The organism is Emticicia sp. MM (assembly GCF_001649495.1).
The window spans coordinates 38,389-61,230 of sequence record NZ_LXHX01000112.1; the positions used below are offsets into that span (position 1 = coordinate 38,389).

Below are 22,842 nucleotides of genomic sequence, written 5' to 3' on the forward strand. Positions count from 1 at the left end.
ATACTATATTGTATGATTTACTGTAATTTTCTATATTTAATACGCTTCGGAGTAACATCAGTTCCTAAGCGTTTTCTACGATTCTCTTCATACTCAGAGAAGTTTCCTTCAAACCAATAAACCTGCGAGTCGCCTTCAAATGCCAAGATATGCGTAGCAATTCTATCTAAAAACCAACGGTCGTGAGAGATAACTACCGCACAACCCGCAAAGTTTTCCAAACCTTCTTCCAATGCACGAAGTGTATTCACATCTAAATCATTGGTAGGCTCATCTAAAAGCAATAAGTTTCCACCTTCTTTGAGCATCATTGCCAAGTGTACACGGTTTCGTTCACCTCCTGAAAGTGTTCCTACTTTTTTCTCTTGGTCAGAACCTTGGAAGTTGAATCTACTCACATAACCACGAGCATTTACTTGTTTATTGCCCAACATTACCCAATCATTTCCTCCTGAAATCAATTCATAAACCGATTTATTAGGGTCAAGTTGGTTATGCTCTTGATCAACGTATGAAAGTTTTACGGTCTCTCCTACTTCAAACTTACCTGCCAATGGTTGTAATTGACCTGTAATTAATTTAAATAAAGTTGTTTTACCTGCACCGTTTGGCCCGATAATGCCAACGATACCATTTTGGGGAAGGCTAAAGTTAAGGTCTTCGTACAATAATTTATCGCCAAAGCCCATTTTTACTCCAGTTGCTTCAATCACCTTATTTCCTAAACGTGGGCCAGGTGGAATAAAGAGCTCAAGTTTATCTTCTCTTTCTTTCACATCTTCGCTCACCATGCGGTCATAAGCAGCCAAACGAGCTTTTGATTTAGCCTGACGTGCTTTCGGAGCCATTTTCACCCACTCCAACTCACGTTGTAAAGTTTTCTGGCGTTTCGATTCTGATTTCTCTTCCTTTGCCAAACGATTTTGTTTCTGTTCTAACCATGAAGAATAATTACCTTTCCACGGAATACCCTCACCTCTATCCAATTCAAGAATCCAGCCAGCTACGTTATCTAAGAAATAACGGTCGTGGGTTACGGCAATAACCGTTCCTTTATATTGGCGTAAATGCTCTTCTAACCAAAGTACTGATTCAGCATCAAGGTGGTTGGTAGGCTCATCGAGCAATAAAACATCTGGTTGTTTCAATAATAATCGGCAAAGAGCTACACGACGCTTTTCTCCGCCTGAAAGGTTTTCAACCAAAGCATCTTCTGGCGGACAACGCAAAGCGTCCATCGCACGTTCTAAACGGGTATCGAGCTCCCATGCGTCAAGATTGTCAAGTTTTTCTTGAACTTCACCCTGACGAGCCAGAAGTTTATCAAAATCAGCATCTGGGTCGGCAAAAGCCTCATTAATTTCCTCAAACTCTTTCAATAAATCTACTACTTCTTGCACCCCCTCTTCAACAATTTGTCGAACCGTTTTAGTTGGGTCAAGTTTTGGTTCTTGCTCAAGCATACCAACAGTATAACCCGGAGAAAAAACTACATCTCCATTGATGTTTTTATCGATACCAGCAATCACTCTCAACAAAGTAGATTTACCAGCACCATTCAAACCCAAAACACCAATTTTTGCTCCGTAGAAGAATGAAAGATAAATATTTTTAAGAATTTGTCGATTAGGTGGAATGATTTTACTCACTCGTTCCATCGAAAAGATAATCTGTTCGCTCATAGTTAATAAAGAATCGAATTAGCGTTCGTGAAATGAATAATGTGTTAAATTTTCAATATTTTTTCCCTAAAAAAGTAGAATTCCTTTATTTTTCAGTAATTTTATATAATTTTTACGCAAATATCGGTAAAGCTATTTGTATTATACAAAAAAACTGCGAATTTTACCAAACAAACCACCATCCCTGACTCACAAGCCATGTGAATTTATTATTATGAACGGCGTAACATTAGAAAACGAATATGCTTACATAAAAGACGGTAAGGTATTCTTGAAAGGGTATTTAGATATGCCCGACCGACAAATAGGAGAAGTAAAACGCACAGAAGAAGAGGCCTTCCAGTACTTCATTAACCGTTACCAAATTGCGGTAAATAAGGTTAATCAACTAGAAACTGAAATCGCCGAGGCTCAAAATAAGGGCTCTTTCTTGACAAAACTCACACAACTCCGTAAACGCTTGCTGAATTTCGACGGCATTGGCGATTTTATTCCATTGCTCAAAACTCTCGATGAGCAAGAAGAATATCTACGAGGATTGATTGTGGGTAACCAAGCGAATAATTTAGCAATCAAACAAGCTTTAATCGAAGAAGCTAAAGAAGCTAAAGAAGATGTCGATTGGACCATTGTAGCGGAAAAACTACAAGACATTAAAACGCGTTGGATTCGTACTGGGCCTGTAGATAAGCCTTACCAAGATGAAATCGAACTTACTTTTAAAGAAGTATTAGATGATTTCTATCAAAGAAGAAAGGCTTTCTATGAAGAGCAAAACCGTATCATTGCTGAACGTATGGAAAAATATGTTGAGCTTGTACGTGGTGCTGAACAACTCTTCAGAATGGGTAACTGGGAATTATCTTTCGCCGAACTTAAGCGTCTCCAAACAGAATGGCGTAATGTGGGCGATGTTCCACCAAAACGACTTAAGTTTGAATTCCGTAGATTCAAGAAACTCACTACTACATATTACGAAAAATATTGTGCAGCTAAGGGTATTCAAATCAAAGTTAAAGTTGATCCTCGTGTAGAAGCTCAGCAGAAAATGATGGAAGAAGCTGAAAGACTTGCTGACTCAAAAGATATTTTTGCAGCAACAGAGCGTGCGAAAGTAATGCTCAACGACTGGAAAAACATCAAGGTTCCTTCACACTTGGCGGTTAGAAACGTTGCAGAACGATTCAGAGCAGCTTGTGATAAGATTTTCGAATTGAGTTATTTGATGAAAGTAGTTACTCGTAAACTACCAAACTTCAACTACTTGAGCGAAAAACAACAAGTACTTACAAAATACCGTGAAATGGAGAGCATTGTGATTCGTGCTAGAGGCGAATTAAAGATTCTCATCGAAAGCCATGAGGGGGTTTCACAAGGACCTGATTTAGACAAAATTACGCAATCAAATATCCAAACTCAAAAGCGTAAGCTCTTGATGAAGGAAGTAATTTTAGAAGAATTACGTCGTGCTGCACAAGCAGTATAAAATTTTTAAAAAAAATATTTGGGAAAACTTGCGTTATTAAATTCGATGCATTAATTTTGCACCATAATTCAAGGATGACCCATGGTGTAATGGTAACACTACGGTTTTTGGTACCGTCTTTCTAGGTTCGAATCCTGGTGGGTCAACTACAAAATATAAAGCAACTGTTTGAATATCAAACAGTTGCTTTTTTGTTTCTCAGCTTTTTAGTTTATCTAATGAATTTTTTATTCGCAGTGTTTGTTAGGCTTTAGTATGGAATAGCTGTTCTCTCGCATAAAAACTAAACTTTTACATGAAATTATTATTACAATATTTAGGCCGCTACCGCTGGCAGGTAGTGTTAGCACTTGTTTTGGCGGCAATCAATCAAAGTTTCTCTCTTCTTGACCCTCTCATCTTTGGGAAAATTGTTGATAAATATGGCGATAAAGCCAAAAACTTCACCCAAGCCGATTACGTAGAGGGAGTACTTACCATGCTCTTAGCCATTATTGGTGTAGCGATGGTCAGTCGAATAGCCAAAACTTTACAAGACTACGTAATGAATATGGTCATCCAGAAATTCGGAGCATCTATATTTACTGATGGCCTCAAACATACACTCAAACTACCTTACCAACAATTCGAAGATCAAAGAAGTGGCGAAACGCTTTCTGTTTTACAAAAGGTGCGTACTGATACCGAAAAATTCATTACACTTTTTGTCAATGTTGCTTTTACTTCATTCATCGGAATAATAGTATTGAATATTTATATCTATCATTTCAATATCAGTCAATGGTTATTTTTAGTCTATTTAGCTAGTGCAGGAGCTTTGGCAGCTTTAACTAGAGTTTTGAGTAGAAAAATAAAGGATATACAAAAAACAATTACCAAAGAAACCACCGCTCTAGCTGGAACGACGACAGAATCGCTCAGAAATATTGAGTTGATTAAAAGTTTAGGCCTTACAAACCAAGAAATCAAGCGTTTGAATCTCAATACCATGAAAATCTTACAACTCGAACTAAAGAAAGTTCGTAGTATTCGTAGTATTGGGTTTATTCAAGGTACGTTTGTGAACTTCATTCGCCAAGCCATTCTTTTCTTGTTATTGATGCTCATTTTCAAAGACCAAATGACGGTTGGGCAATTGCTTACGCTACAATTCTGTTCGTTTTTTGTTTTTGGACCGATGCAAGAAATGGGAAATGTGATTATTGCTTTTCGTGAAGCAGAAGCATCATTAAATAATTTCGATAAACTACTTAAAAACCCAATTGAGGTAACACCTGAATTTCCGACAAAATTGGGTGCGGTTGAAAACCTACAATTTGAGAATGTAAGTTTCAAACACTTAACTGCCCAAGGAAAAGCATTAGATGAAGTAAACTTTGAAGTGAAAAAGGGAGAAACTGTGGCTTTTGTTGGCCCAGCGGGTTCGGGTAAAACCACTTTGGTTAAACTTTTAGTAGGTTTGTATAATCCTTCAGAAGGAAAAGTATTCTATAATGGACTACCTTCGAATGAAATTAATATCGAAGAATTACGCTCACAAATTGGCTTCGTGACTCAAGATACGCAATTGTTTTCGGGCACCATCAAAGAAAACCTATTGTTTGCTCAACCTAATGCTACTGACGAACAAATAATGGATGTTTTACAAAAAGCATCGTGCCAAAATCTCTTAGCCAGAGCTGATAATGGCGTTGATACTGTCATTGGAGAAGGAGGAATAAAGATTTCGGGTGGAGAAAAACAACGTTTATCCATTGCACGAGCACTGTTGAGAAATCCGAAGATTTTTGTTTTTGATGAAGCTACTTCGGCCTTAGATTCACTAACAGAAGAAGAAATTACAAATACTGTAAAAGATGTAACAGCCTTAGGCGAATACATTACGGTGATGATTGCACACCGCTTAAGTACTGTTATGCACGCCGATAAAATCTTTGTTTTAGAGCAAGGAAAAATCATTGAGGTAGGCAAGCACGAAGAGCTTTTGCAAGAAAAAGGCCTGTATTATGCCATGTGGCGTCAGCAAATTGGTGAACGCAAAAATAAGTTGGTTACAGCCTAAAAAATAGTAAGCGTGCCGCATCGCAAAGATGTGGCACGCTTACTATTTCTATTCTTGCATAACTTTTGTTATCTCATTAAGCTTCTGTACTTTACTCTGAAAATCACCTTTGAGTTTATTTCTAATCGCTTGCAAATTATTCAAGGTTTCTTGTAAATTCTCAGGAATAATTTCTTCTAAAATTTCGCGGAAACGCTTGGCAAACGTGGGCGATTTTCCATTTGTGGAAATGGCAATTTTTAAATCTTCTTTCACAACAACCGAACTCAAATAAAAATCGCACAAATCGGGCGTATCGGCAATATTGACTAATATTTTTTTAGCTTTACAATCATCTCTTACTTGTCGATTTACTTCTTTGCTATCAGTTCCTGCCGTTACAATATTTACCCCCTCAAGATGAGAAATATGGTATTTTTCTTGAATCAACGTAAGGTTATGGTGCGAAACTAAAGCCTTTATTTCTTCACGAATTTCAGGAGCAACCAATGTAACTTTTGCTTTTGGTGAATTTCTGAAAATAGCTTCGAGCTTTTCTAAACCCACATTTCCTCCACCCACTACAAGCGTATGTAGTTCTTCAAGTTTTAGAAATACCGGAAATAATGTATTCATTATTATTAATAAATCATGTAAAATGGATAGTGAAAACAATTATGTTCAAATGGTATTTTCTAAAATTTTCACCAACTTTTCTAAACCTACTCTATCTACTTCTGAAAAATCGTTTAATTCATTACTATCAACATCTAAAACCATCGAAACATTGCCATTTTTATCAAAAACTGGCACTACGATTTCAGACTTTGAAGCCGAACTACAAGCAATATGGCCTGGAAACTCTTCAACATTGGGCACAATAACGGTTTCTTTGGTTCGATAACAATAACCACAAACACCTTTATCGAAATTAATACGTGTACAAGCAATTGGCCCCTGAAACGGCCCTAAAACTAGTTGATTTCCTTTTTTGAGATAAAATCCAACCCAAAAGAACCCAAAGGCTTCTCGAAGAGCCGCGGCAAAATTCGCCAAATTGGCAGTTAAATCAGTTTCGCCACTTATAAGTGCTTCTATTTGTGGAGTTATACTTTCATAAATTTCTTTACGAGAGGCATTTTCCGGAATATATAACGTTTCAGCCATAAAGTTTTAAACCTTAATTCATAATACAAAATGACAGATTATAAATCTGTCCTACATTTCAAACCACGGTATTTACAAAGAATCGTTTCAAAGTAGGAGCATCAATCGCTTTGATTTGCCACTTTGTTTTCAAATCTCCTAAAGTAGCCAAAGTATTGTTGTTAAAAATAATCGTTTCGGCTGAAATGAGTCCACCTTCTACCATTTTCTTTGCCTGAAAAACTGAAAAAGCTTTTATTTCATCACCTTCTAAATAAGCTTGCGAGCGGTCGAAGAAATCTATATTTAAAGCTTCGCCCAATTCTTTAAACCAACGAGTAGAAGCATCTATCGAACAACCACTGGCTGCATTCATATTTTGGTCAAGACCAATAATCACGAAACGATTGTATAATACTTTAGCTGATGCCAACAATGCAGCACCATGAGCCGCCCATTGATTAATAGCTGGTTTGAGATAATTCTCAATCGTATTTGCCTCATTGTCAGTCAACTGACGATTGGCTTGATATACCCATATGCGGGCATCTAGCGGAATTTTATCGAAATCTACGTACATAGCAATATGATTAAAAATTTGTGGCACACTTAAGATAGCGTGCCACAATTAGTTTACAAACAATATTTTTATGAAAATAATCTCCGATAAAGTTAGTTTTTGTAGAACAAGTTTTCAAATTATTTTTCATCTCAACAAACAAGTTAAAAACTTGTTCTACCTCTACATCGCTTGCTCTAACAATTCAGCTAGGTCATAGACTTTTACTTCATGCTCACGTTCTTTGTTTTTTACACCATCTGACATCATCACCATGCAAAAAGGGCAAGCCACCGCAATGGTTTTTGCTCCCGTTGAAAGTGCATCTTCAATTCGCTCAATATTTACATCTTTTGTACCTTTTTCTGGTTCTTTAAACATTTGTCCACCGCCAGCACCACAACAAAGTCCGTTGGTTTTGCAACGCTTCATTTCTACGAGTTCAGCATCTAAAGTTTCAAGTAACTGGCGTGGAGCCTCATAGATATCATTGGCACGACCTAAGTAGCATGAATCATGATAAGTAATTTTTTGTCCTTTAAAAGTTCCTCCGCCTTCTAATTTTACTCGACCGTCGTTGATTAGTTGCTGTAAATAGGTTGAATGGTGAATTACTTCATAGTTTCCACCTAATTCTGGGTATTCGTTCTTGAGAGTATTGAAACAATGCGGGCAAGCCGTTACGATTTTCTTTATACCATATCCATTTAACACCTGAATATTTTGTTGGGCAAGCATCTGAAAAGTAAATTCATTTCCTGCTCTACGTGCTGGGTCGCCTGTACAAGACTCTTCCGTACCCAAAACGGCAAAATTTACCCCTATTTTATTTAAAATCTTTACAAAAGAAATCGTAACTTTTTTATAGCGGTCATCGAACGAACCTGCACAACCCACCCAAAACAATACTTCGGGTTCTTGACCATTAGCTGCCATTTCTGCCATTGTTGGCACTTTATATTCGATAGTTTCTGACATGATTTGGTATTGGAAAATTAGTTATTGGTTGACTAGCATTTGATTTATCAAAAATAGTATGCGTGCATAATATTTGCAAGCGTGTAGCCGAAAATTATTTAAGCCTATTTAATGTTATGTTATTTATACGGTACTTTTTCTGATGCAATGATTGAATTTAGTACCTTTGAAATATTCTTTAGGGTGTATTTAATGAAAGTTTTTAAACATTTTTCATTCTACACTCTTCATTTTACATTATAATTTTAAATGGAAGGTCTTTTTTCTGTTGAAACAACCTATTTTGCCGATGTAATTCTACCCGTGCCCATTCCGAGAATGTTTACGTATCGGGTACCACGAAACTTTGTAGAGGATATAAAAGTTGGAGCAAGGGTAATTGTTGAATTCGGGAAAAATCGTGTCGTTACGGCTGTTGTCGGACGAATTCATAACACACCTCCAGCAAAATATCAAGCTAAATATATACTCGAACTACTTGATACAGAGCCACTTATTACCAAACAACAGCTTTGGTTATTTGATTGGATAGCTGAATATTACATGTGTTGTGTGGGTGAAGTGATGAACGTTGCCGTGCCTTCGGGGTTAAAAGTAACCAGTCAATCACGGATTCAACTCAATCCTGATTTTGACCACCCCGAGCTTTTAGAAGCAAATGAAGTTGATTTCTTAGAAATACTCAAAAATCAAACCTCACTTACCTACGATGATGCCATTAAGTTTGTGGGCGAAACCAATATCAATACCCTCATTAAATCATTGATTGGCAAACATGCCATTATTATGTATGAAGAGGTTAAAGAAAAATACAAACCCAAAATTGCAAAGAAAGTACGCTTAAAACGTGTATATGAAGGTGTTGAAGAAGCTGCTAACTTAATTGATTCACTAAGCAAAAATGCGAAGCAGCAATTGGTTATTCTGGAATATTTCAAACAAATTCCCCTTCATCAGCTACGTGAGCGAAATCAACATGGTGTTGATAAATCATTTTTTACCCAAGGAGAAACTTCTGATTCTTCACTCAATAAATTAATTGAGAAAGGCATTCTGGAGCAATTTGAGGTAGTGGTTTCGAGGTTTGGTGATGAAATGCCCGAAGAACCTGTAACGATTCAACTTACAGATGCTCAGCAACAAGCAAGCGACGAAATTCTTACGAATTTTCAAGAAAAGGATATTGTCTTACTCCACGGTATAACGGGAAGTGGAAAGACCGAAATTTACATCGACCTTATCCAAAAAGTACTTGATGGTGGTTCGCAGGTGCTATTTTTATTGCCCGAAATTGCACTTACTACGCAAATAGTTGTTCGTCTAAAACGTGTTTTTGGCGATAGAATGGGTGTTTACCACTCAAAATTCTCTGATAACGAACGCGTAGAAGTTTGGAAAGGAGTACTTGATGGTCGTTATCAGTTTGTGGTTGGTGTACGCTCGGCTGTTTTCTTACCCATGGATAATTTAGGTTTGGTGATTGTGGATGAAGAACACGAAAGTTCATACAAACAATATGAGCCCGCTCCCCGCTACCATGCCCGTGATGTGGGTATCATGCTTGGCCTTAAACAAGGAGCAAAAATCTTATTAGGTTCGGCTACGCCTTCACTCGAAAGTTATCACCAAGCTACGACTGGTAAATATGGTTTGGTTACACTAAATCAACGTTACGGCAATGCACAATTGCCCGATATTCGATTGATTGACCTCAAGGCTGAACGCAAAGCTAAAAACATGAGAAATGATTTTTCGAGTGTCTTATGCCAGCACATTGAAGAAAATTTGGCTAATGGTGAGCAAACTATCATCTTCCAAAATCGCAGAGGATACTCCCCTTATCTGAATTGTCAGGAATGTAATTGGATTGGCGAATGTGAGCAATGTGCGGTGAGTTTAACATATCACCTTAATTCTAAGGAATTACGATGCCACTATTGTGGTCATAAGGAAGAAATCCCGCGGGCTTGTCCAGCTTGTGGTTCGGGTAAAATTCGTACGGTAGGATTTGGTACAGAAAAACTTGAGGATGACCTCAGAATTATGTACCCAGCTGCACGCGTGCAAAGGATGGATTTAGATACTACCCGAACCAAAAATGCTTATCAGAATATTATTGGTGAGTTTGAGCAAGGAAATACCGACATTTTGGTGGGCACACAGATGATTAGTAAAGGCCTCGACTTCGACCGTGTGAGTTTAGTGGGCATTTTTGATGCCGACCGCATGATTCATTTCCCTGATTTTCGAGCGGCTGAGCGAGCGTTTCAGATGCTTACCCAAGTTAGTGGACGTGCAGGCCGAAGAGAGAAAAAGGGTTTGGTGCTTATTCAGACCAACAATACCCAACAGAGTTTGCTACACAAGGTTATTGCAAATGATTATTTGGGTTATTACCAAGATGAAATAAAAGAGCGTGAGGGTTATTTTTATCCACCCTTTACTCGAATTATTTCTGTGACTGTTAAACACGAAGAGCACGATAAAGCAGAAAAAGCTTCGCAATGGCTGGCTAATGTATTATTAGAAAAGCTTGGCAAAGCCCGCGTGCTCGGCCCCGAAAAAGCGATGGTCGAGCGTGTGCGAAATAAATTTTTGTATGACATTGTGCTTAAACTTGAAAAAGACAAGCTAAACATAAAAGCTGCCAAAGTTTTTCTACAAGAAAAAATAGACGAATTGATGACCCTACGTGAATTTAGAGGTGTTTTTGTGGTAGTAGATGTGGATGCGGTGTAAAGTTTGTGAAGGATTAACTGTGTTCGGCTGAATTTTTATTCAGTCGGTGTGTAAGCCGTTCTTAGAACGGCATTGCGAAATAAGTTTCAGACTTAAAATAAGAAGAAAATTATGAGCCAAGGTTATCAAATTATTAACCAGTCAGCAACACATTATTTAACTTTTCAAGTTGTGGACTGGGTTGATGTTTTTTCGAGGCAACGATATAGAGATATTGTACTGGATAGTTTTCGATATTGTCAAAAAGAAAAAGGTTTATGGTTATACTCATACGTGATAATGTCGAACCATGTACATTTGATAGCTGCTTCAAAAGATGAAAAACTTTCAGATTTAATACGAGATATTAAGAAATTTACGGCAGCTAAGATTTTAAAAGCTATTGAAACCGAACCAGAAAGTCGCCGAGACTGGATGTTGAAACGATTTGAGTTCGCTGCAAGAAGCAAATCTAATATGACAAGTTTGCAATTTTGGACACATGAAAATCATGCTGTCGAAATATTTAGTGATAAATTTTTCTTTCAGAAAGCAGACTATATTCATCAAAATCCAGTACGTGCAGGAATTGTAGCTAAAGCGGAAGATTATCTTTATTCTTCTGCCAGTAACTTTATGGATAAAGGTGGACTTATTGACGTTGAATACTATGGAACTAGAATAATTATTGATACAAAGAACGACTGACACAGTTCGGTTTACACTCCCAAAATAGTCTCAAAAATAACAGATTAAATATTGTCTGGCATTTTTACGAGTATATGGAAAAGTTTAACTTTTGTACCGTCTCGCAAATGAACTGTTTGGTAACCCCCCGTTAGGCTGATTTTAAAATCAGTCAAGGTGTTAACTGTTCTTAGAACGGTATTTTCAAAGTACCTCTTTTAAGTTGCGTTCTAAGAACGCATTTCACAATGACTAAATGTAAAACATTTAGCCAAACGCAGTAACTAAACTTCAATCCATCTCTACTAAGAAAAATTTTTCACAGGCGTATTCTAACATTTCCGCTCTGCGAAGAATTCTTCTTCACAGAGGTGTTCTAACATATCCTGATGTCAATCTGAAAATTGTGTTTGGAGAACGAAATTCACCAACATAAGTTGATAATTTCTTAAAACTTGTCGAAAAACATCAAAAATACCTGCCTTGGTTATAGATTTTTCGGGCTTATAGTATTACCTTTCGCTATCAAGACTAATTATCAACAATCATGAAAAAATACCTATCTCTCTTACTAATTTTCTGCTTTTTTCTAACCAGATTCAATACAAGTTTCGCCCAAAAAGTAAGCATCACGGGCATTGATACCTCTCTAAAACCAGGCGATGATTTCTTTATGTACGTCAACGGTAAATGGTATAATTCCGTTGAAATTCCTTCGACCCAATCGGGGGTTGGCTCATACTCTTTTATGAATTATCCGCAACGCATACGCCTACAAGGAATTTTAGACAGTGTTTCGGCTGCAAAAAATCCAATGGGAAGTATCGAACAAAAAGTGGGTGATTTTTACGCTTCAGGCATGGATACCGCCACAATCAATAAAAGAGGTTTCAACCCTATCAAACCTATGCTCAAACAAATTGATGGCATTAAAGATATGGCAGGTATTATGAAGTATGTAACCGCTCAACTCAAGTTCAATAACTATTCTCTCATTGGTTTTCGAGTGGGGCCAGATATAAAAAACAGTTCTATCAATATCGTAAATTTGAGTCAAACAGGTATTGGTTTACCCGAAAGAGATTATTACTTCAGAACTGATTCTTCAACGCGTTTCACGCAAAAATCTTATCAGAATTACCTCAGCACTTTATTAAAGCTTACAGGTGTCGATGCGTCAATGGCCGATAAAATGGCCACCGCCGCTTATGCCATAGAAAGAGAATTGGCAGCATCGCACAAGACAAATATCGAACGTCGAAACGTACAGGCTAATTATAATAAATTGGCGGTTACGGCTATTACTCAAAGACAGCCAAATATTGGATGGCCATTGTTCTTCAAAGAGTTGGGTGTAAAAGTTGACTCTGTGAATATGCAACAACCGGCTTATTATGACCGCCTCAATGGCCTACTAACTTCGGTGTCAATCGAAGATTGGAAAGCATATTTAAGAACCGAAACACTCGTTTCATACGCCGACTTCCTAAGTAAGCCATTTACAAAAGCTTCTTTCGAATACGCTAAAGTTTTATCAGGGCAAGCTACCCAAAAACCAAGAGGTGAAGAAATTACAGAAGCAGTTGACAGGTCACTAGGTCATGGACTTGCTCAATTATATGTAAAAAAGTATTTCCCAGAGGAGGCCAAACGACGCATGAAAGAATTAGTGAAGAATTTGAAAACAGCCTTCGAAAACAGAATCACTAACCTTGATTGGATGAGCGACTCAACCAAAGCGAAAGCTAAAGAAAAACTCTATGCTTTTACCGAAAAAATTGGTTATCCTGATAAATGGAGAGATTACTCGAAAGTGGTCATTAATCGTGGCACCTATTTTGAAAATCGCTTAGCTACTAGCAAAAATGATTTTGTATATGGTCTTTCGAAAATAGGACAACCCGTTGACCGTACCGAATGGGGAACTACACCGCCAACCGTGACAGCCTACAATAACCCACCGTTGAATGAAATAGTATTCCCAGCGGGTATTTTACAACCACCTTATTTTGATATGAACGCCGACGATGCTCTCAATTATGGTGGCATTGGAATGGTAATTGGGCACGAAATCACGCACTCATTTGATGACCAAGGGGCTTTGTATGATAAGCAAGGAAATGTAAAAAACTGGTGGAAAGCCGATGATTTTAAGAAGTTCAAGGCTAAAACTCAACTCGTTATTGAACAATATAATAAGTTTACAGTTCTTGATTCGATGCATGTAAAAGGGGCATTGACAGTTGGTGAAAACACAGCCGATATTGCGGGTATTGCGATAGCTTATGATGCTTTTAAACTAACTGAACAAGCAAAAAGTAATGAAAAAATTGATGGATTTACACCTGAACAACGCTTTTTTATTTCAATTGCTCGAATTTGGCGAGTAAAAACAAAAGATGCCTTTATGCGAACATACGTAAACACTAACCCTCACTCACCTGCCAAATGGCGTGTAAATGGCCCATTAATGAACTTTACGCCCTTCTATAAAGCATTTGATGTAAAACCGGGTGATAAAATGTATAAGCCTGAAAGCGAACGTATTACCGTTTGGTAAAACAGTTTCGAAAAAATATATTTATTTAAAAATTTATAGCACAATTGATTTAGCTCAGTTGTGCTATTTTTTTGAAAGACGCGATAGATGCCTTTTATCGTAAATACTTATCAATTCAGGCGAATTCTCTCTAATTTTTGCCTAAAATTCCTTATATTTGACATTAAGAACATTTATAGCTATGAGAAAAACAGCTCCAATTGGAAAAATGAACACGGCCCGCAAAAAGTTTAAGTCGGCAAAGCCCAATGAACTCAGTGCCTCTGATAAGAATTCGATTCGAAATAATATCAATAAATTGACAAAACAACAATTGGCTTTTAAAATAGGAAAACCTCTTGAAGTCATTGAAAAATTCATTAAAAAAGAGCATTTAGTTTCAGTTCTTGATATTCCTACCCCTCCAACTCCTGTTGAAGTAGCAAAAGTTGAAAAAAAAGAAATTGTAAAAAAAGCTAAGAAAAAAGTCGAGAAAAAAAGTAAAGAAAAAATTAAGGTTAATGCTAAAGAACTCCCTAAAACGGAGTCGCCTAAACCTCAAAAGAGGGCAGCTCGACCACTTAGCGAAAAAGAATTACAGAGGAAAAACTTTATTTTGGCTAACTATAAGAAATATACCATTTATGAGATGGCAGAAAAATTAAATTGCCATCATGCCACAATCAGATTCCATTTAAAAAATAACAAACTCAAAGGTAATGGCAGAAAAGACCTCGTTCCGCCAAAAGTTATTCAGTTTTTAAAGGTAAATTATCATACCATGACGGCTCGCGAAATGAGCATTGCACTAGGTAATGTCAGTTGGTCGCAAGTTAGGTATTTATGCGAAAAAAACGGGTTTATCAGAACACCAGAAGAAACTTCTGCCATCAGATTACGTTGGAATAAAAGCGAGTTTACGAAGAGCGAAGAAAAATACATTTTGGAAAATCATGGAAAGCTTTCTTTTGCAGAAATAGCTCAAAATATTGAGCGAACACGCTCTTCAGTTGTTAAATTATTGAGAGATAAAGGCCTAAAAATAACTAAAGAACAGCACGATGCCCTAAATCGTAAAAACTTCGAAAAAGGTCGTGAAGCAATGCAAGCAAAATTGGCTATACAAAAAGAATCTAAAGAATAGTTTTAACGAATTTCATTACTTTTTGAGAAATATTTTAGAAATTAGGGGCAATTCAACCCTCATAAAATACAACCAATAAATTAATGGAATTCTTAGATTTTCTATACCGAGAAATAGTCGGTTTTTTAGGCTTAGGCGGTGTCATTGAGATACTAAAGTCGGGCGATTTTAGCACATTTCTAACTTTCGATGGCATGTTAAAAGCCATTAGTCCTATTGTCCCCCTTCTTCTTGTACTCGAACTTATCAATGGAATTATTCTTAAAAACCCACACACAAAAGTTTACAAAATTAGTTTTTTAATATTTGTCCTTAATCGCTTTATTGGCCGATTTATCTCAATTGGAGCAACTTCTTACATCATCGCCAATTTTCAAAAATATGCACCATTTCAAACTACTTTCACTTGGTATTGGCTTATTTATGGCTACATCGTATGGGAGTTTTCACACTTTATCTATCATTATTTAGGGCATAAGGTTCGTTTATTTTGGTGCTTACACGCCACTCATCATACTCCCGAAAACATGAATTTATCGGTTTCGCATGCCCACTTTTTCTTAGAAGGCCCCTACGCCGATATTATTCGTAGCTCCATTTGTATTTTTTTTGGCATTCATCCTGCTCTTTTGTTTTTTATCATGTTTATTGATGGCACTTATGGGATGTTTATTCACATCGGCGAAAATTTAATGAAAAATGGTAAATTAGGATTCTTGAATCATATCATTCTTACACCTTCACATCATCGGGTGCACCATGCTCGAAATCCTCTCTATATGGATACTAATTTTTGTAACCTGTTGAATATTTGGGATAAAGTTTTCGGAACTTATCAGCTTGAGGAGGATCATGTAAAAATTGAATATGGTATTACTCGCCCAATGGATTCGGGTAATATTTTAGATGTTTACTTCGGAGAATTCATCGCTCTTTTCAAGGATGTATGGAATGCCCCAACTATAAAAGATAAAATTCTATATATTTTCATGCCGCCAGGTTGGCATCACACTGGCGAACACAAAACCGCTTCAGTAGTGAGGAGAGAATACTTGACTCAAAAATCCTAAAATCAATAAACTTATAAAATTAGACTTTAACTTAAAAATTAAAGTCTAGTACTTTTTATTTTTAGTCTTACTTCTTTTATTTTCACTCAAAATCGAAGATTTTTGCACGAAAAGTATTTTTTTACACAAATCAACAATCAAATTATCTCATAACAATGAAAAAGCTTCTGATGTCTGCACTTTTGTGTGCGAGTCTATTTACGGCTCATGCACAAATGAAAGCAGAGGATGTAAAAACATTCACCCTCAAAAATGGCATGAAATTTTTGGTAATTGAAGACAGTTCCATTCCAAATGCCAACATGTACCTCTTCTATAAAGTTGGGAGCCGCAACGAGTATCAAGGCATCACAGGCCTTTCGCACTTCTTCGAACACATGATGTTTAATGGTGCAAAAAAATATGGTCCAAAGATGTTTGACCGTACTATGGAATTTAATGGCGGAGCCAACAATGCTTACACCACCGAAAATGTGACTGTTTACACCAACTGGTTTCCTGCCTCGGCTACAGAAGTTATTTTTGATTTAGAAGCAGACCGAATTTCAAGCTTAACAATCGACCCTAAAATTGTAGAAAGTGAAAGAGGCGTTGTATTGAGCGAACGTAGCACAGGCCTCGAAAACTCTAAGTGGGAGCTACTTTCGCAGACAGTTCAAGGAATAGCTTTTCTTGAACACCCTTATCATTGGCCAGTAATAGGCTATGAAGATGACATGAAAAATTGGAAACAATCAGATTTAGAACGTTATTTCAAAACTTATTATGCTCCTAATAACTGCATTACTGTTATTTCGGGCAATGTAAAGTTTGATGAAATTAAACGTTTGGCTGAAAAATATATCGAGCCAATTCCTTCTCAGCCTGAGCCTCCGAAGGTAATGATTGTAGAACCTCCTCAAACTGGAGAACGTAGAGTTTTTGTACAAAAGGATGTCTCGACGCCTTCAATTATGATTGCATACAAAGCTCCTGAATCTAAAAATGAAGATTATTACGCTCTAACCTTGCTCAGCGATATCATGAGCAGCGGCAAATCATCTCGTTTATACAGTTCATTGGTTGATAAAAAGCAAATTGCTACCCAAGTTTTTACGAATTTTGGTGAAAGTTTCGACCCAACTATTTTTGGTTTTTATGCTGTGGCTGCGGCTAAAGTGAATGAAAGTGATTTAGAAAAAGCCATTTTCGAGGAAATAGAAAAAATAAAAACAGAAGGTGTGAGCGAAAAAGAACTTCAAAAAGTAAAAAATCAAAAATTGATGGAATTCTACGGTCAAATTGAAACCATCAATGGAAAATCAAATAATATCGGCACTTATGAAGTATTTTTCGGCGACTACAAAAAAATGTTCGATGCTCCTGCCGCTTTCAATAAAGTTACGGTTGACGATATCAAAAATGTAGCTAAAAAGTATTTCAAGAAAACCACACGTACAGTTGGTATTTTGAAAGCTAATACTGAAGAATAATTGGGTTTAACAAAAAAGGCCTATTTTAATTGGTTCAATTAAATAATCAAAATTCATTTGTTCAATTAATCCCTGAATTTATTCTGGGAATTATGCAGGGTTAAATTATTCTAAAATCTTTTGTCTAATCATGTCTAAATATATCAAATTATTCTTTACTACTGCTTTGGCATTCTGCCTAAATAGCAGCCTGATTTTGGCACAAAATTATCAGTTGCCAAAATACCAAAAGTTCAAATTGTCCAACGGACTCACCATCTACTTAATGGAGCAAAAAGAAGTGCCCGTTATTAGTGTTTCTGCCATTCTACCTGCGGGTGCTATCTACGATGGTTCAAAAGCTGGTTTAGCTTCACTAACTGCCACAGCTTTGAAACACGGCACTAAAAGCCTTTCAAAAGGCCAGATAGATGAGGAATTAGATTTTATTGGGGCAAATGTAAATACTTATGCATCTAAAGAATCGGCGGGTTTATCGGCAAAATTCGCTGCCAAAGACAAAGAAAAAGTGTTAAATATCATCAAAGAAATTTTGCTCGAACCAGCCTTTGATAATACCGAATTTGAAAAAGAAAAGAAACGTTTGCTTAACAACCTCGACCAACAACGTGAAAGTCCACGTTCGATTTTACCTGCTTATTTTGATAAATTTATGTATGGAAGTCATGTTTACGGTAATATCATTCAAGGGCAAAAATCAAGCATTAGTCCGCTTACGGTTGAAGATGTAAAAACTTTTTACAAGGAAAATTATTTACCTGAAACTTCAGCTATTGCTGTAGTGGGTGATTTTGATAGTGCAGAAATGAAAAGTACCCTTACTAATCTTTTTGGAGGCTGGAAAAAAGGAACAAAACCACAAGTAAACTTAGCTGCAAAACCAATCAATAAACCTACGAGTAATCGCGTTTTGCTAATCAATAAAGATGATGCACGTGAAACGACTTTCAATATTGGAGCAGCAGGTATTAGTAGAAATAATCCAGATTTTGTAGCTATTGAAGTAGTAAATACACTTTTTGGTGGCCGATTTACTTCAATGCTTAATGACGAACTTCGCGTAAATACAGGCCTTACTTATGGAGCCAATAGCCGTTTTAATCCATTAAAAAATGGTGGAACCTTTGCTATTTCTACATTCACAGCCAATAAAACCACCGAAGCAGCCATTGATAAAGCCTTAGAAGTTTTAGATAAATTACACAAAAATGGTATTGATGAAAATGCCCTGGCTTCGGCCAAAAATTACGTAAAAGGACAATTCCCCCCACGCTATGAAACTGCTGGACAATTATCGGGTTTATTGACACAAATGTTTTGGTATAATTTCGATGAATCATTCATCAATAATTTCGAGAAGAATGTTGATGGATTAACGCTTGAAAAAGCTAAAAGTATAATTAGCACGTATTTCCCGAAAGATAAATTGCAGTTTGTAATGGTAGGGAAATCGTCAGAAATTAAGAAAATAGCAGAGAAATATGGTCCAGTAACCGAAGTACAAATTAAAGAAGAGATTAAGGAGTAAATTGCCTTCGACTTCGCTCAGGGAACAATTCGGTTTTGCTTAAGTAGCACTTTTACTTTTCTTATAAATATTTCTACTACGCTCGATTATTAAAACTTATCGAGCATAGTAGAAATGATTAAAATTATCCATTATTTCTAATTCCTTCTAAAATCTCAGCTCCTCCATTATTCAAAACTTTATTGGCTAATTCTTCCCCTAATTGTTCGGCCTCTGAAGCAGGTTTTGAATCGTTTTTCTTTACAATCTTTTTCCCATCAAGGCTAATGATTCCAGAAGTCATATTCAAAGTCAATTCTCCGCCTTTTTCTTCTGCTACACACCATCCAAACGACGGAATCGAACAACCACCCTGTAAAGTACGTAAATAGGCTCTCTCGGCCAATAAACACTTTTCTGTAACTTCATCATTTATCAAACGACGAATTGCAGAACGCTTCTCTCCTGATAAATTTTTAGCGGCTTCAATAGCCACGCAACCTTGCCCAACGGGTGGAGTAAATTCAGAAGTTGATAATTGTTCAACAATCATTTCATGATAGCCCATTCGGTGCACGCCCGCATAAGCCAGCAAAAGAGCATCGCATTGCCCTTCTTCGAGTTTGCGTAAACGAGTTTGTAAATTTCCACGCATATCCACAATTTGAATTTGTGGATAATAATGACGTAACATCGCTACTCGGCGAGTAGATGATGTACCGACCACAAAGCTTTCGCCACTATTAAGCGATAAGTTTTTATTAAAACTCACCAAAACATCCGCAATTTTCTCACGCTCTGTAAAAGCGATAATTTCTAAATCATCGGCCAATTCTGATTGTAGGTCTTTTGCTGAATGAACGGCGATATCAATTTCTCCCGAACGTAATTGGTCTTCTAATTCCTCCGTAAAAACACCTTTACTCCCTATTTTCGATAAAGCACGGTCGAGAATTTTATCACCTTTGGTTTCAATAATTACAATCTCTGTATCAATGCCATCAGCTTTGAGTTTTTCTTCAACATAATAGGCCTGCCAAAGGGCTAGCTTACTGCCTCGTGTACCAATTTTTATTTTCATTTTCTATAGTGCGAACCAAGCAATGGTTTGCTTTCAGTTCGCTTTTAATACTTTCTTATAATACTTACGAAATTTTTAGAAAATCGGTCAAAACCAACTCTATAATAACAAATAACCAACGCTATCTCATTAAACGAGCAATAGTCAATGAAATATCTAGGAAAATCATTTTTGCCCGTCCATTTCTTTCAATATGGTAGTGCGAATCACTCAATAATTTGGTAATTGCTTCTAAATTATTAATATTCAAAACACTAGAAAACTTCTGAACAAATACCAATTCATCTCCCTCCAATCTAATGAGGTCAGTTCCTCCGTGACGATATAAAAATATTTCTCTGAAAATACTCAAACCATACTCAAGCATTGCCTTCTGATACTCTTTTCCTTTGGCATCAAAATCATCAGCCATAGGCACTAATTTCAGCACATTTAGAGCATAACACATTCGCATCCAGTTGGCAAACCATGCATGCTGGTCGTCATCTGTTTTATGAGCAATTTCTAAAGCATGATTCAAATTTCCATTGGAAAGATATGCGATTTGCTTTGCTCTATCTGGTCCAATTTCATGTTTTTGAGTGAGATACGCAATAATTTCTTCATCCGTAAAATTACGAATGGCAATGCGTTGCGTTCGAGAAATAATCGTTGTAAGTAACCTATCTGAGCTACTTGCAACCAACAAAAATAATGTTTGCTCGGGTGGTTCTTCCAAAATCTTCAAAAGAGCATTTCCCGCAGCAATATTTAGCATTTCTGCTTGCCAGATGATTGCAATTTTATACCCACCTTCATAAGATTTCAACGACAATTTCTGAATTAATTGACGAGATTCTTCGGCAGGAATATTCCCTTGTTTAATTCCAATATGCTCAAGCCAGTCTGATAGCTTACCATAAGGTGTATCATGCACAAAAGTACGCCATTGTGGCATAAAATTTTCAGAAATAACCGATTTTCCCCCAGCGGTGGGAAAGATGTAATTGACATCAGGATGAGCCAATTTACTCATTTTTGTACAATTAGGGCACTTTCCACAAGCATCATTTATTTGTCTATCCTCACAGTTAATATAGGTTGCATACGCCAACGCCAATGCCAAGTTTGCACTGCCTTCTGCCCCATGAAAAAGCTGAGCATGAGCCACGTGGTTATTGTTTACCGCTTGAATCAACGACTGTTTTACATCGTCTAAACCTATAATTTCTCGAAAAAGCATTTTTAAAATGGATTCAAGGAAGTCTTCGCTTGAAGCAGATACTTCCTTATAAATACGACTATTTTTTAAAATCGTGTAAGTGTTTCAAAATTGCAATATCTTTATCAGTCAGCTGCTTGTCACGTCGAGCCATTGTAGCTTTAATTACCTCCAATGCTTTATCGAAGCGATAATCAACGTATTCCGTATCTGCCCCGCCCCACATAAACGAAGGAATATGTTTATCTTGAAAACCAGCTCCAAATATATTTGAGCAAACACCAACAACAGTTCCAGTATTAAACATCGTACTGATACCCGCCTTTGTATAATCACCCATGAATAAACCGCAGAATAACTCTCCAGTCTTCTCTAATTTGTCGGTAGCATAATTATAAAGTTTTACCTCTGAATAATCATTTTTTAGGTTCGAATTATTACAATTAGCCCCTAAATTACACCACTCTCCGATAACTGAAGCACCTAAAAAACCATCGTGGGCTTTATTAGAGTACCCAAAAATAACCGAACTACCTACTTCACCACCAGCTTTAGAGTACGGACCTAGAGTAGTATTAGGTCGAATTTTACTTCCCCAAACCACTACACTACCTTCATCTACTGAAACTGGCCCAATGACAATCGAGCCTTCTTGTATGGTAGCATTTTTACCAATATAAATCGGGCCTTGCTCGGCATTTAAAATCACTGATTTAATACTTGCTCCTTCTTCGACAAAAATGTTCTCAGCACCATAAACCCTCGTAAATGGATCAGAAATCTCTTGTGAGGTTCGTCCCTCAGTGATTAATTTAAAATCTTCCTTTATCTGTTCACCATTTTTTAAGAAAATATGTGGCAACTGCGTGATAATGCTAAGCGTTCCACTAAAGGATTTCTTTTTAAAGGGTTGAAAATTAATTGGAAAAGAAAGTTTTTCATTCGTACGAATTGCCAATACATTACTATTAGTATCAACTAAGCACTCTCCAACAGTCAGGTTATTTATTTCATTAATCAAAACATCATTTGGACAAACCGCCCCATTGATGTAAGTGTTTATTGAACTTTCTGTTGTAATTTCCTCTAAATAGCGTTTTGAAAGGCACGTAACTCTTGTCTGCAATCTTTTTATCCACTTATCTCTAATAGTCAATATACCACAACGAATATCGGCAACCGGACGAGTAAAAGTAAAAGGTTTCAGTTGATTTCTAATTAATTCATCATCAAAAAGTATGTACGCCATCTAAATTCTATCAGTTAGTAGGATACAAATTTACGAAAAAATATGGGTAAGCACTCAAACTGAAATTATCTAATAAGATTTGATAAAAATGTTGTTGTAAAAAGTATTTATGAAAAGAGCTTCCTTCACATTCAGGGGTTTAACTCAGGAGATACTGACTATTTCCTGATATTTTTCGGGGGGTATTATTGTCTTTTTGAAGCCTATAAACAACAAAAAAAGGCAACCTTGTGAGCTGCCTTTTTACTTAATGAAATCCTGGCGTCTACCTACTCTCCCAAT

Annotated in this window: 17 protein-coding genes and 1 tRNA gene; 10 read left to right on the forward strand and 8 right to left on the reverse strand. The window is 36.7% G+C overall.

Features of this window, described 5'->3' with window-relative positions; genetic code table 11:
* Nucleotides 1-17 precede the first annotated feature (17 nt).
* Entirely contained in the window at nucleotides 18-1,682 is a 1,665-nt protein-coding gene (gene ettA, locus A6M55_RS14955; RefSeq protein WP_015028337.1) for an energy-dependent translational throttle protein EttA, read from the reverse strand.
* Between the two features lie 214 nt (nucleotides 1,683-1,896).
* On the opposite strand from ettA, the gene A6M55_RS14960 reads away from it, so the two are divergent.
* The 3 genes from A6M55_RS14960 to A6M55_RS14970 all read left to right on the forward strand — a co-directional run bounded on the left by A6M55_RS14960 (nucleotide 1,897) and on the right by A6M55_RS14970 (nucleotide 5,230).
* Nucleotides 1,897-3,168 (forward strand): DUF349 domain-containing protein, encoded by a 1,272-nt coding sequence (locus tag A6M55_RS14960; protein WP_015028338.1) that lies wholly within the window; start codon nucleotides 1,897-1,899, stop codon nucleotides 3,166-3,168.
* Between the two features lie 75 nt (nucleotides 3,169-3,243).
* Nucleotides 3,244-3,314, forward strand: a tRNA-Gln gene (locus tag A6M55_RS14965).
* 149 nt (nucleotides 3,315-3,463) lie between these two features.
* A complete protein-coding gene (locus tag A6M55_RS14970) occupies nucleotides 3,464-5,230 on the forward strand; it encodes an ABC transporter ATP-binding protein (protein WP_064198338.1) in 1,767 nt (588 codons plus the stop codon).
* 48 nt (nucleotides 5,231-5,278) lie between these two features.
* On the opposite strand, the gene A6M55_RS14975 is transcribed toward A6M55_RS14970, so the two are convergent.
* The 4 genes from A6M55_RS14975 to A6M55_RS14990 form a co-directional block, all read right to left on the reverse strand.
* Nucleotides 5,279-5,845, reverse strand: a complete 567-nt coding sequence (locus A6M55_RS14975; RefSeq protein ID WP_015028340.1) for a bifunctional precorrin-2 dehydrogenase/sirohydrochlorin ferrochelatase — start codon at nucleotides 5,843-5,845, stop codon at nucleotides 5,279-5,281.
* Between the two features lie 45 nt (nucleotides 5,846-5,890).
* Complete coding sequence (locus A6M55_RS14980) at nucleotides 5,891-6,376, reverse strand: GAF domain-containing protein (RefSeq protein ID WP_064198339.1); 486 nt, start codon at nucleotides 6,374-6,376, stop codon at nucleotides 5,891-5,893.
* 58 nt (nucleotides 6,377-6,434) lie between these two features.
* Entirely contained in the window at nucleotides 6,435-6,983 is a 549-nt protein-coding gene (locus tag A6M55_RS14985; RefSeq protein WP_229235547.1) for a hypothetical protein, read from the reverse strand.
* Between the two features lie 114 nt (nucleotides 6,984-7,097).
* The gene (locus tag A6M55_RS14990; protein WP_064198340.1) at nucleotides 7,098-7,892 is read right to left on the reverse strand and encodes a (Fe-S)-binding protein; all 795 of its coding nucleotides are present in this window, start codon (nucleotides 7,890-7,892) and stop codon (nucleotides 7,098-7,100) included.
* 249 nt (nucleotides 7,893-8,141) lie between these two features.
* On the opposite strand from A6M55_RS14990, the gene priA reads away from it, so the two are divergent.
* The 7 genes from priA to A6M55_RS15025 all read left to right on the forward strand — a co-directional run bounded on the left by priA (nucleotide 8,142) and on the right by A6M55_RS15025 (nucleotide 19,050).
* Nucleotides 8,142-10,631 (forward strand): primosomal protein N', encoded by a 2,490-nt coding sequence (gene priA, locus A6M55_RS14995; RefSeq protein ID WP_064198341.1) that lies wholly within the window; start codon nucleotides 8,142-8,144, stop codon nucleotides 10,629-10,631.
* A 111-nt stretch (nucleotides 10,632-10,742) separates the two neighbouring features.
* Entirely contained in the window at nucleotides 10,743-11,318 is a 576-nt protein-coding gene (locus A6M55_RS15000; RefSeq protein ID WP_064198342.1) for an REP-associated tyrosine transposase, read from the forward strand.
* A 526-nt stretch (nucleotides 11,319-11,844) separates the two neighbouring features.
* Entirely contained in the window at nucleotides 11,845-13,857 is a 2,013-nt protein-coding gene (locus A6M55_RS15005; protein WP_064198343.1) for a M13 family metallopeptidase, read from the forward strand.
* Nucleotides 13,858-14,038: 181 nt separating this feature from the next.
* Nucleotides 14,039-14,980 (forward strand): hypothetical protein, encoded by a 942-nt coding sequence (locus A6M55_RS15010; RefSeq protein ID WP_064198344.1) that lies wholly within the window; start codon nucleotides 14,039-14,041, stop codon nucleotides 14,978-14,980.
* 83 nt (nucleotides 14,981-15,063) lie between these two features.
* Entirely contained in the window at nucleotides 15,064-16,050 is a 987-nt protein-coding gene (locus tag A6M55_RS15015) for a sterol desaturase family protein (RefSeq protein WP_064198345.1), read from the forward strand.
* A gap of 155 nt (nucleotides 16,051-16,205) precedes the next feature.
* Nucleotides 16,206-17,522: a pitrilysin family protein gene (locus A6M55_RS15020; RefSeq protein WP_064198346.1), complete on the forward strand. Its 1,317-nt coding sequence runs from the start codon at nucleotides 16,206-16,208 to the stop codon at nucleotides 17,520-17,522.
* A gap of 130 nt (nucleotides 17,523-17,652) precedes the next feature.
* Nucleotides 17,653-19,050, forward strand: a complete 1,398-nt coding sequence (locus A6M55_RS15025) for a pitrilysin family protein (RefSeq protein ID WP_064198347.1) — start codon at nucleotides 17,653-17,655, stop codon at nucleotides 19,048-19,050.
* Nucleotides 19,051-19,174: 124 nt separating this feature from the next.
* Here A6M55_RS15025 and hemC read toward each other — a convergent pair whose 3' ends face one another.
* From hemC to A6M55_RS15040, 3 genes are all read right to left on the reverse strand, one after another.
* Nucleotides 19,175-20,110, reverse strand: coding sequence for a hydroxymethylbilane synthase (gene hemC / locus A6M55_RS15030; protein WP_015028351.1), 936 nt, complete (start codon nucleotides 20,108-20,110; stop codon nucleotides 19,175-19,177).
* Between the two features lie 121 nt (nucleotides 20,111-20,231).
* Nucleotides 20,232-21,332, reverse strand: a complete 1,101-nt coding sequence (gene holB / locus A6M55_RS15035) for a DNA polymerase III subunit delta' (protein WP_015028352.1) — start codon at nucleotides 21,330-21,332, stop codon at nucleotides 20,232-20,234.
* 58 nt (nucleotides 21,333-21,390) lie between these two features.
* Entirely contained in the window at nucleotides 21,391-22,560 is a 1,170-nt protein-coding gene (locus tag A6M55_RS15040; protein ID WP_015028353.1) for a putative sugar nucleotidyl transferase, read from the reverse strand.
* Nucleotides 22,561-22,842: the final 282 nt, after the last annotated feature.

Excerpts from the sequence above, each read along its gene's own strand:
- ettA (WP_015028337.1), bottom strand. The coding sequence starts at position 1,682 with ATGAGCGAACAGATTATCTTTTCGATGGAACGAGTGAGTAAAATCATT.
- A6M55_RS14960 (WP_015028338.1), top strand. The coding sequence starts at position 1,897 with ATGAACGGCGTAACATTAGAAAACGAATATGCTTACATAAAAGACGGT.
- A6M55_RS14970 (WP_064198338.1), top strand. The coding sequence starts at position 3,464 with ATGAAATTATTATTACAATATTTAGGCCGCTACCGCTGGCAGGTAGTG.
- A6M55_RS14975 (WP_015028340.1), bottom strand. The coding sequence starts at position 5,845 with ATGAATACATTATTTCCGGTATTTCTAAAACTTGAAGAACTACATACG.
- A6M55_RS14980 (WP_064198339.1), bottom strand. The coding sequence starts at position 6,376 with ATGGCTGAAACGTTATATATTCCGGAAAATGCCTCTCGTAAAGAAATT.
- A6M55_RS14990 (WP_064198340.1), bottom strand. The coding sequence starts at position 7,892 with ATGTCAGAAACTATCGAATATAAAGTGCCAACAATGGCAGAAATGGCA.
- priA (WP_064198341.1), top strand. The coding sequence starts at position 8,142 with ATGGAAGGTCTTTTTTCTGTTGAAACAACCTATTTTGCCGATGTAATT.
- A6M55_RS15000 (WP_064198342.1), top strand. The coding sequence starts at position 10,743 with ATGAGCCAAGGTTATCAAATTATTAACCAGTCAGCAACACATTATTTA.
- A6M55_RS15005 (WP_064198343.1), top strand. The coding sequence starts at position 11,845 with ATGAAAAAATACCTATCTCTCTTACTAATTTTCTGCTTTTTTCTAACC.
- A6M55_RS15010 (WP_064198344.1), top strand. The coding sequence starts at position 14,039 with ATGAGAAAAACAGCTCCAATTGGAAAAATGAACACGGCCCGCAAAAAG.
- A6M55_RS15015 (WP_064198345.1), top strand. The coding sequence starts at position 15,064 with ATGGAATTCTTAGATTTTCTATACCGAGAAATAGTCGGTTTTTTAGGC.
- A6M55_RS15020 (WP_064198346.1), top strand. The coding sequence starts at position 16,206 with ATGAAAAAGCTTCTGATGTCTGCACTTTTGTGTGCGAGTCTATTTACG.
- A6M55_RS15025 (WP_064198347.1), top strand. The coding sequence starts at position 17,653 with ATGTCTAAATATATCAAATTATTCTTTACTACTGCTTTGGCATTCTGC.
- hemC (WP_015028351.1), bottom strand. The coding sequence starts at position 20,110 with ATGAAAATAAAAATTGGTACACGAGGCAGTAAGCTAGCCCTTTGGCAG.
- holB (WP_015028352.1), bottom strand. The coding sequence starts at position 21,332 with ATGCTTTTTCGAGAAATTATAGGTTTAGACGATGTAAAACAGTCGTTG.
- A6M55_RS15040 (WP_015028353.1), bottom strand. The coding sequence starts at position 22,560 with ATGGCGTACATACTTTTTGATGATGAATTAATTAGAAATCAACTGAAA.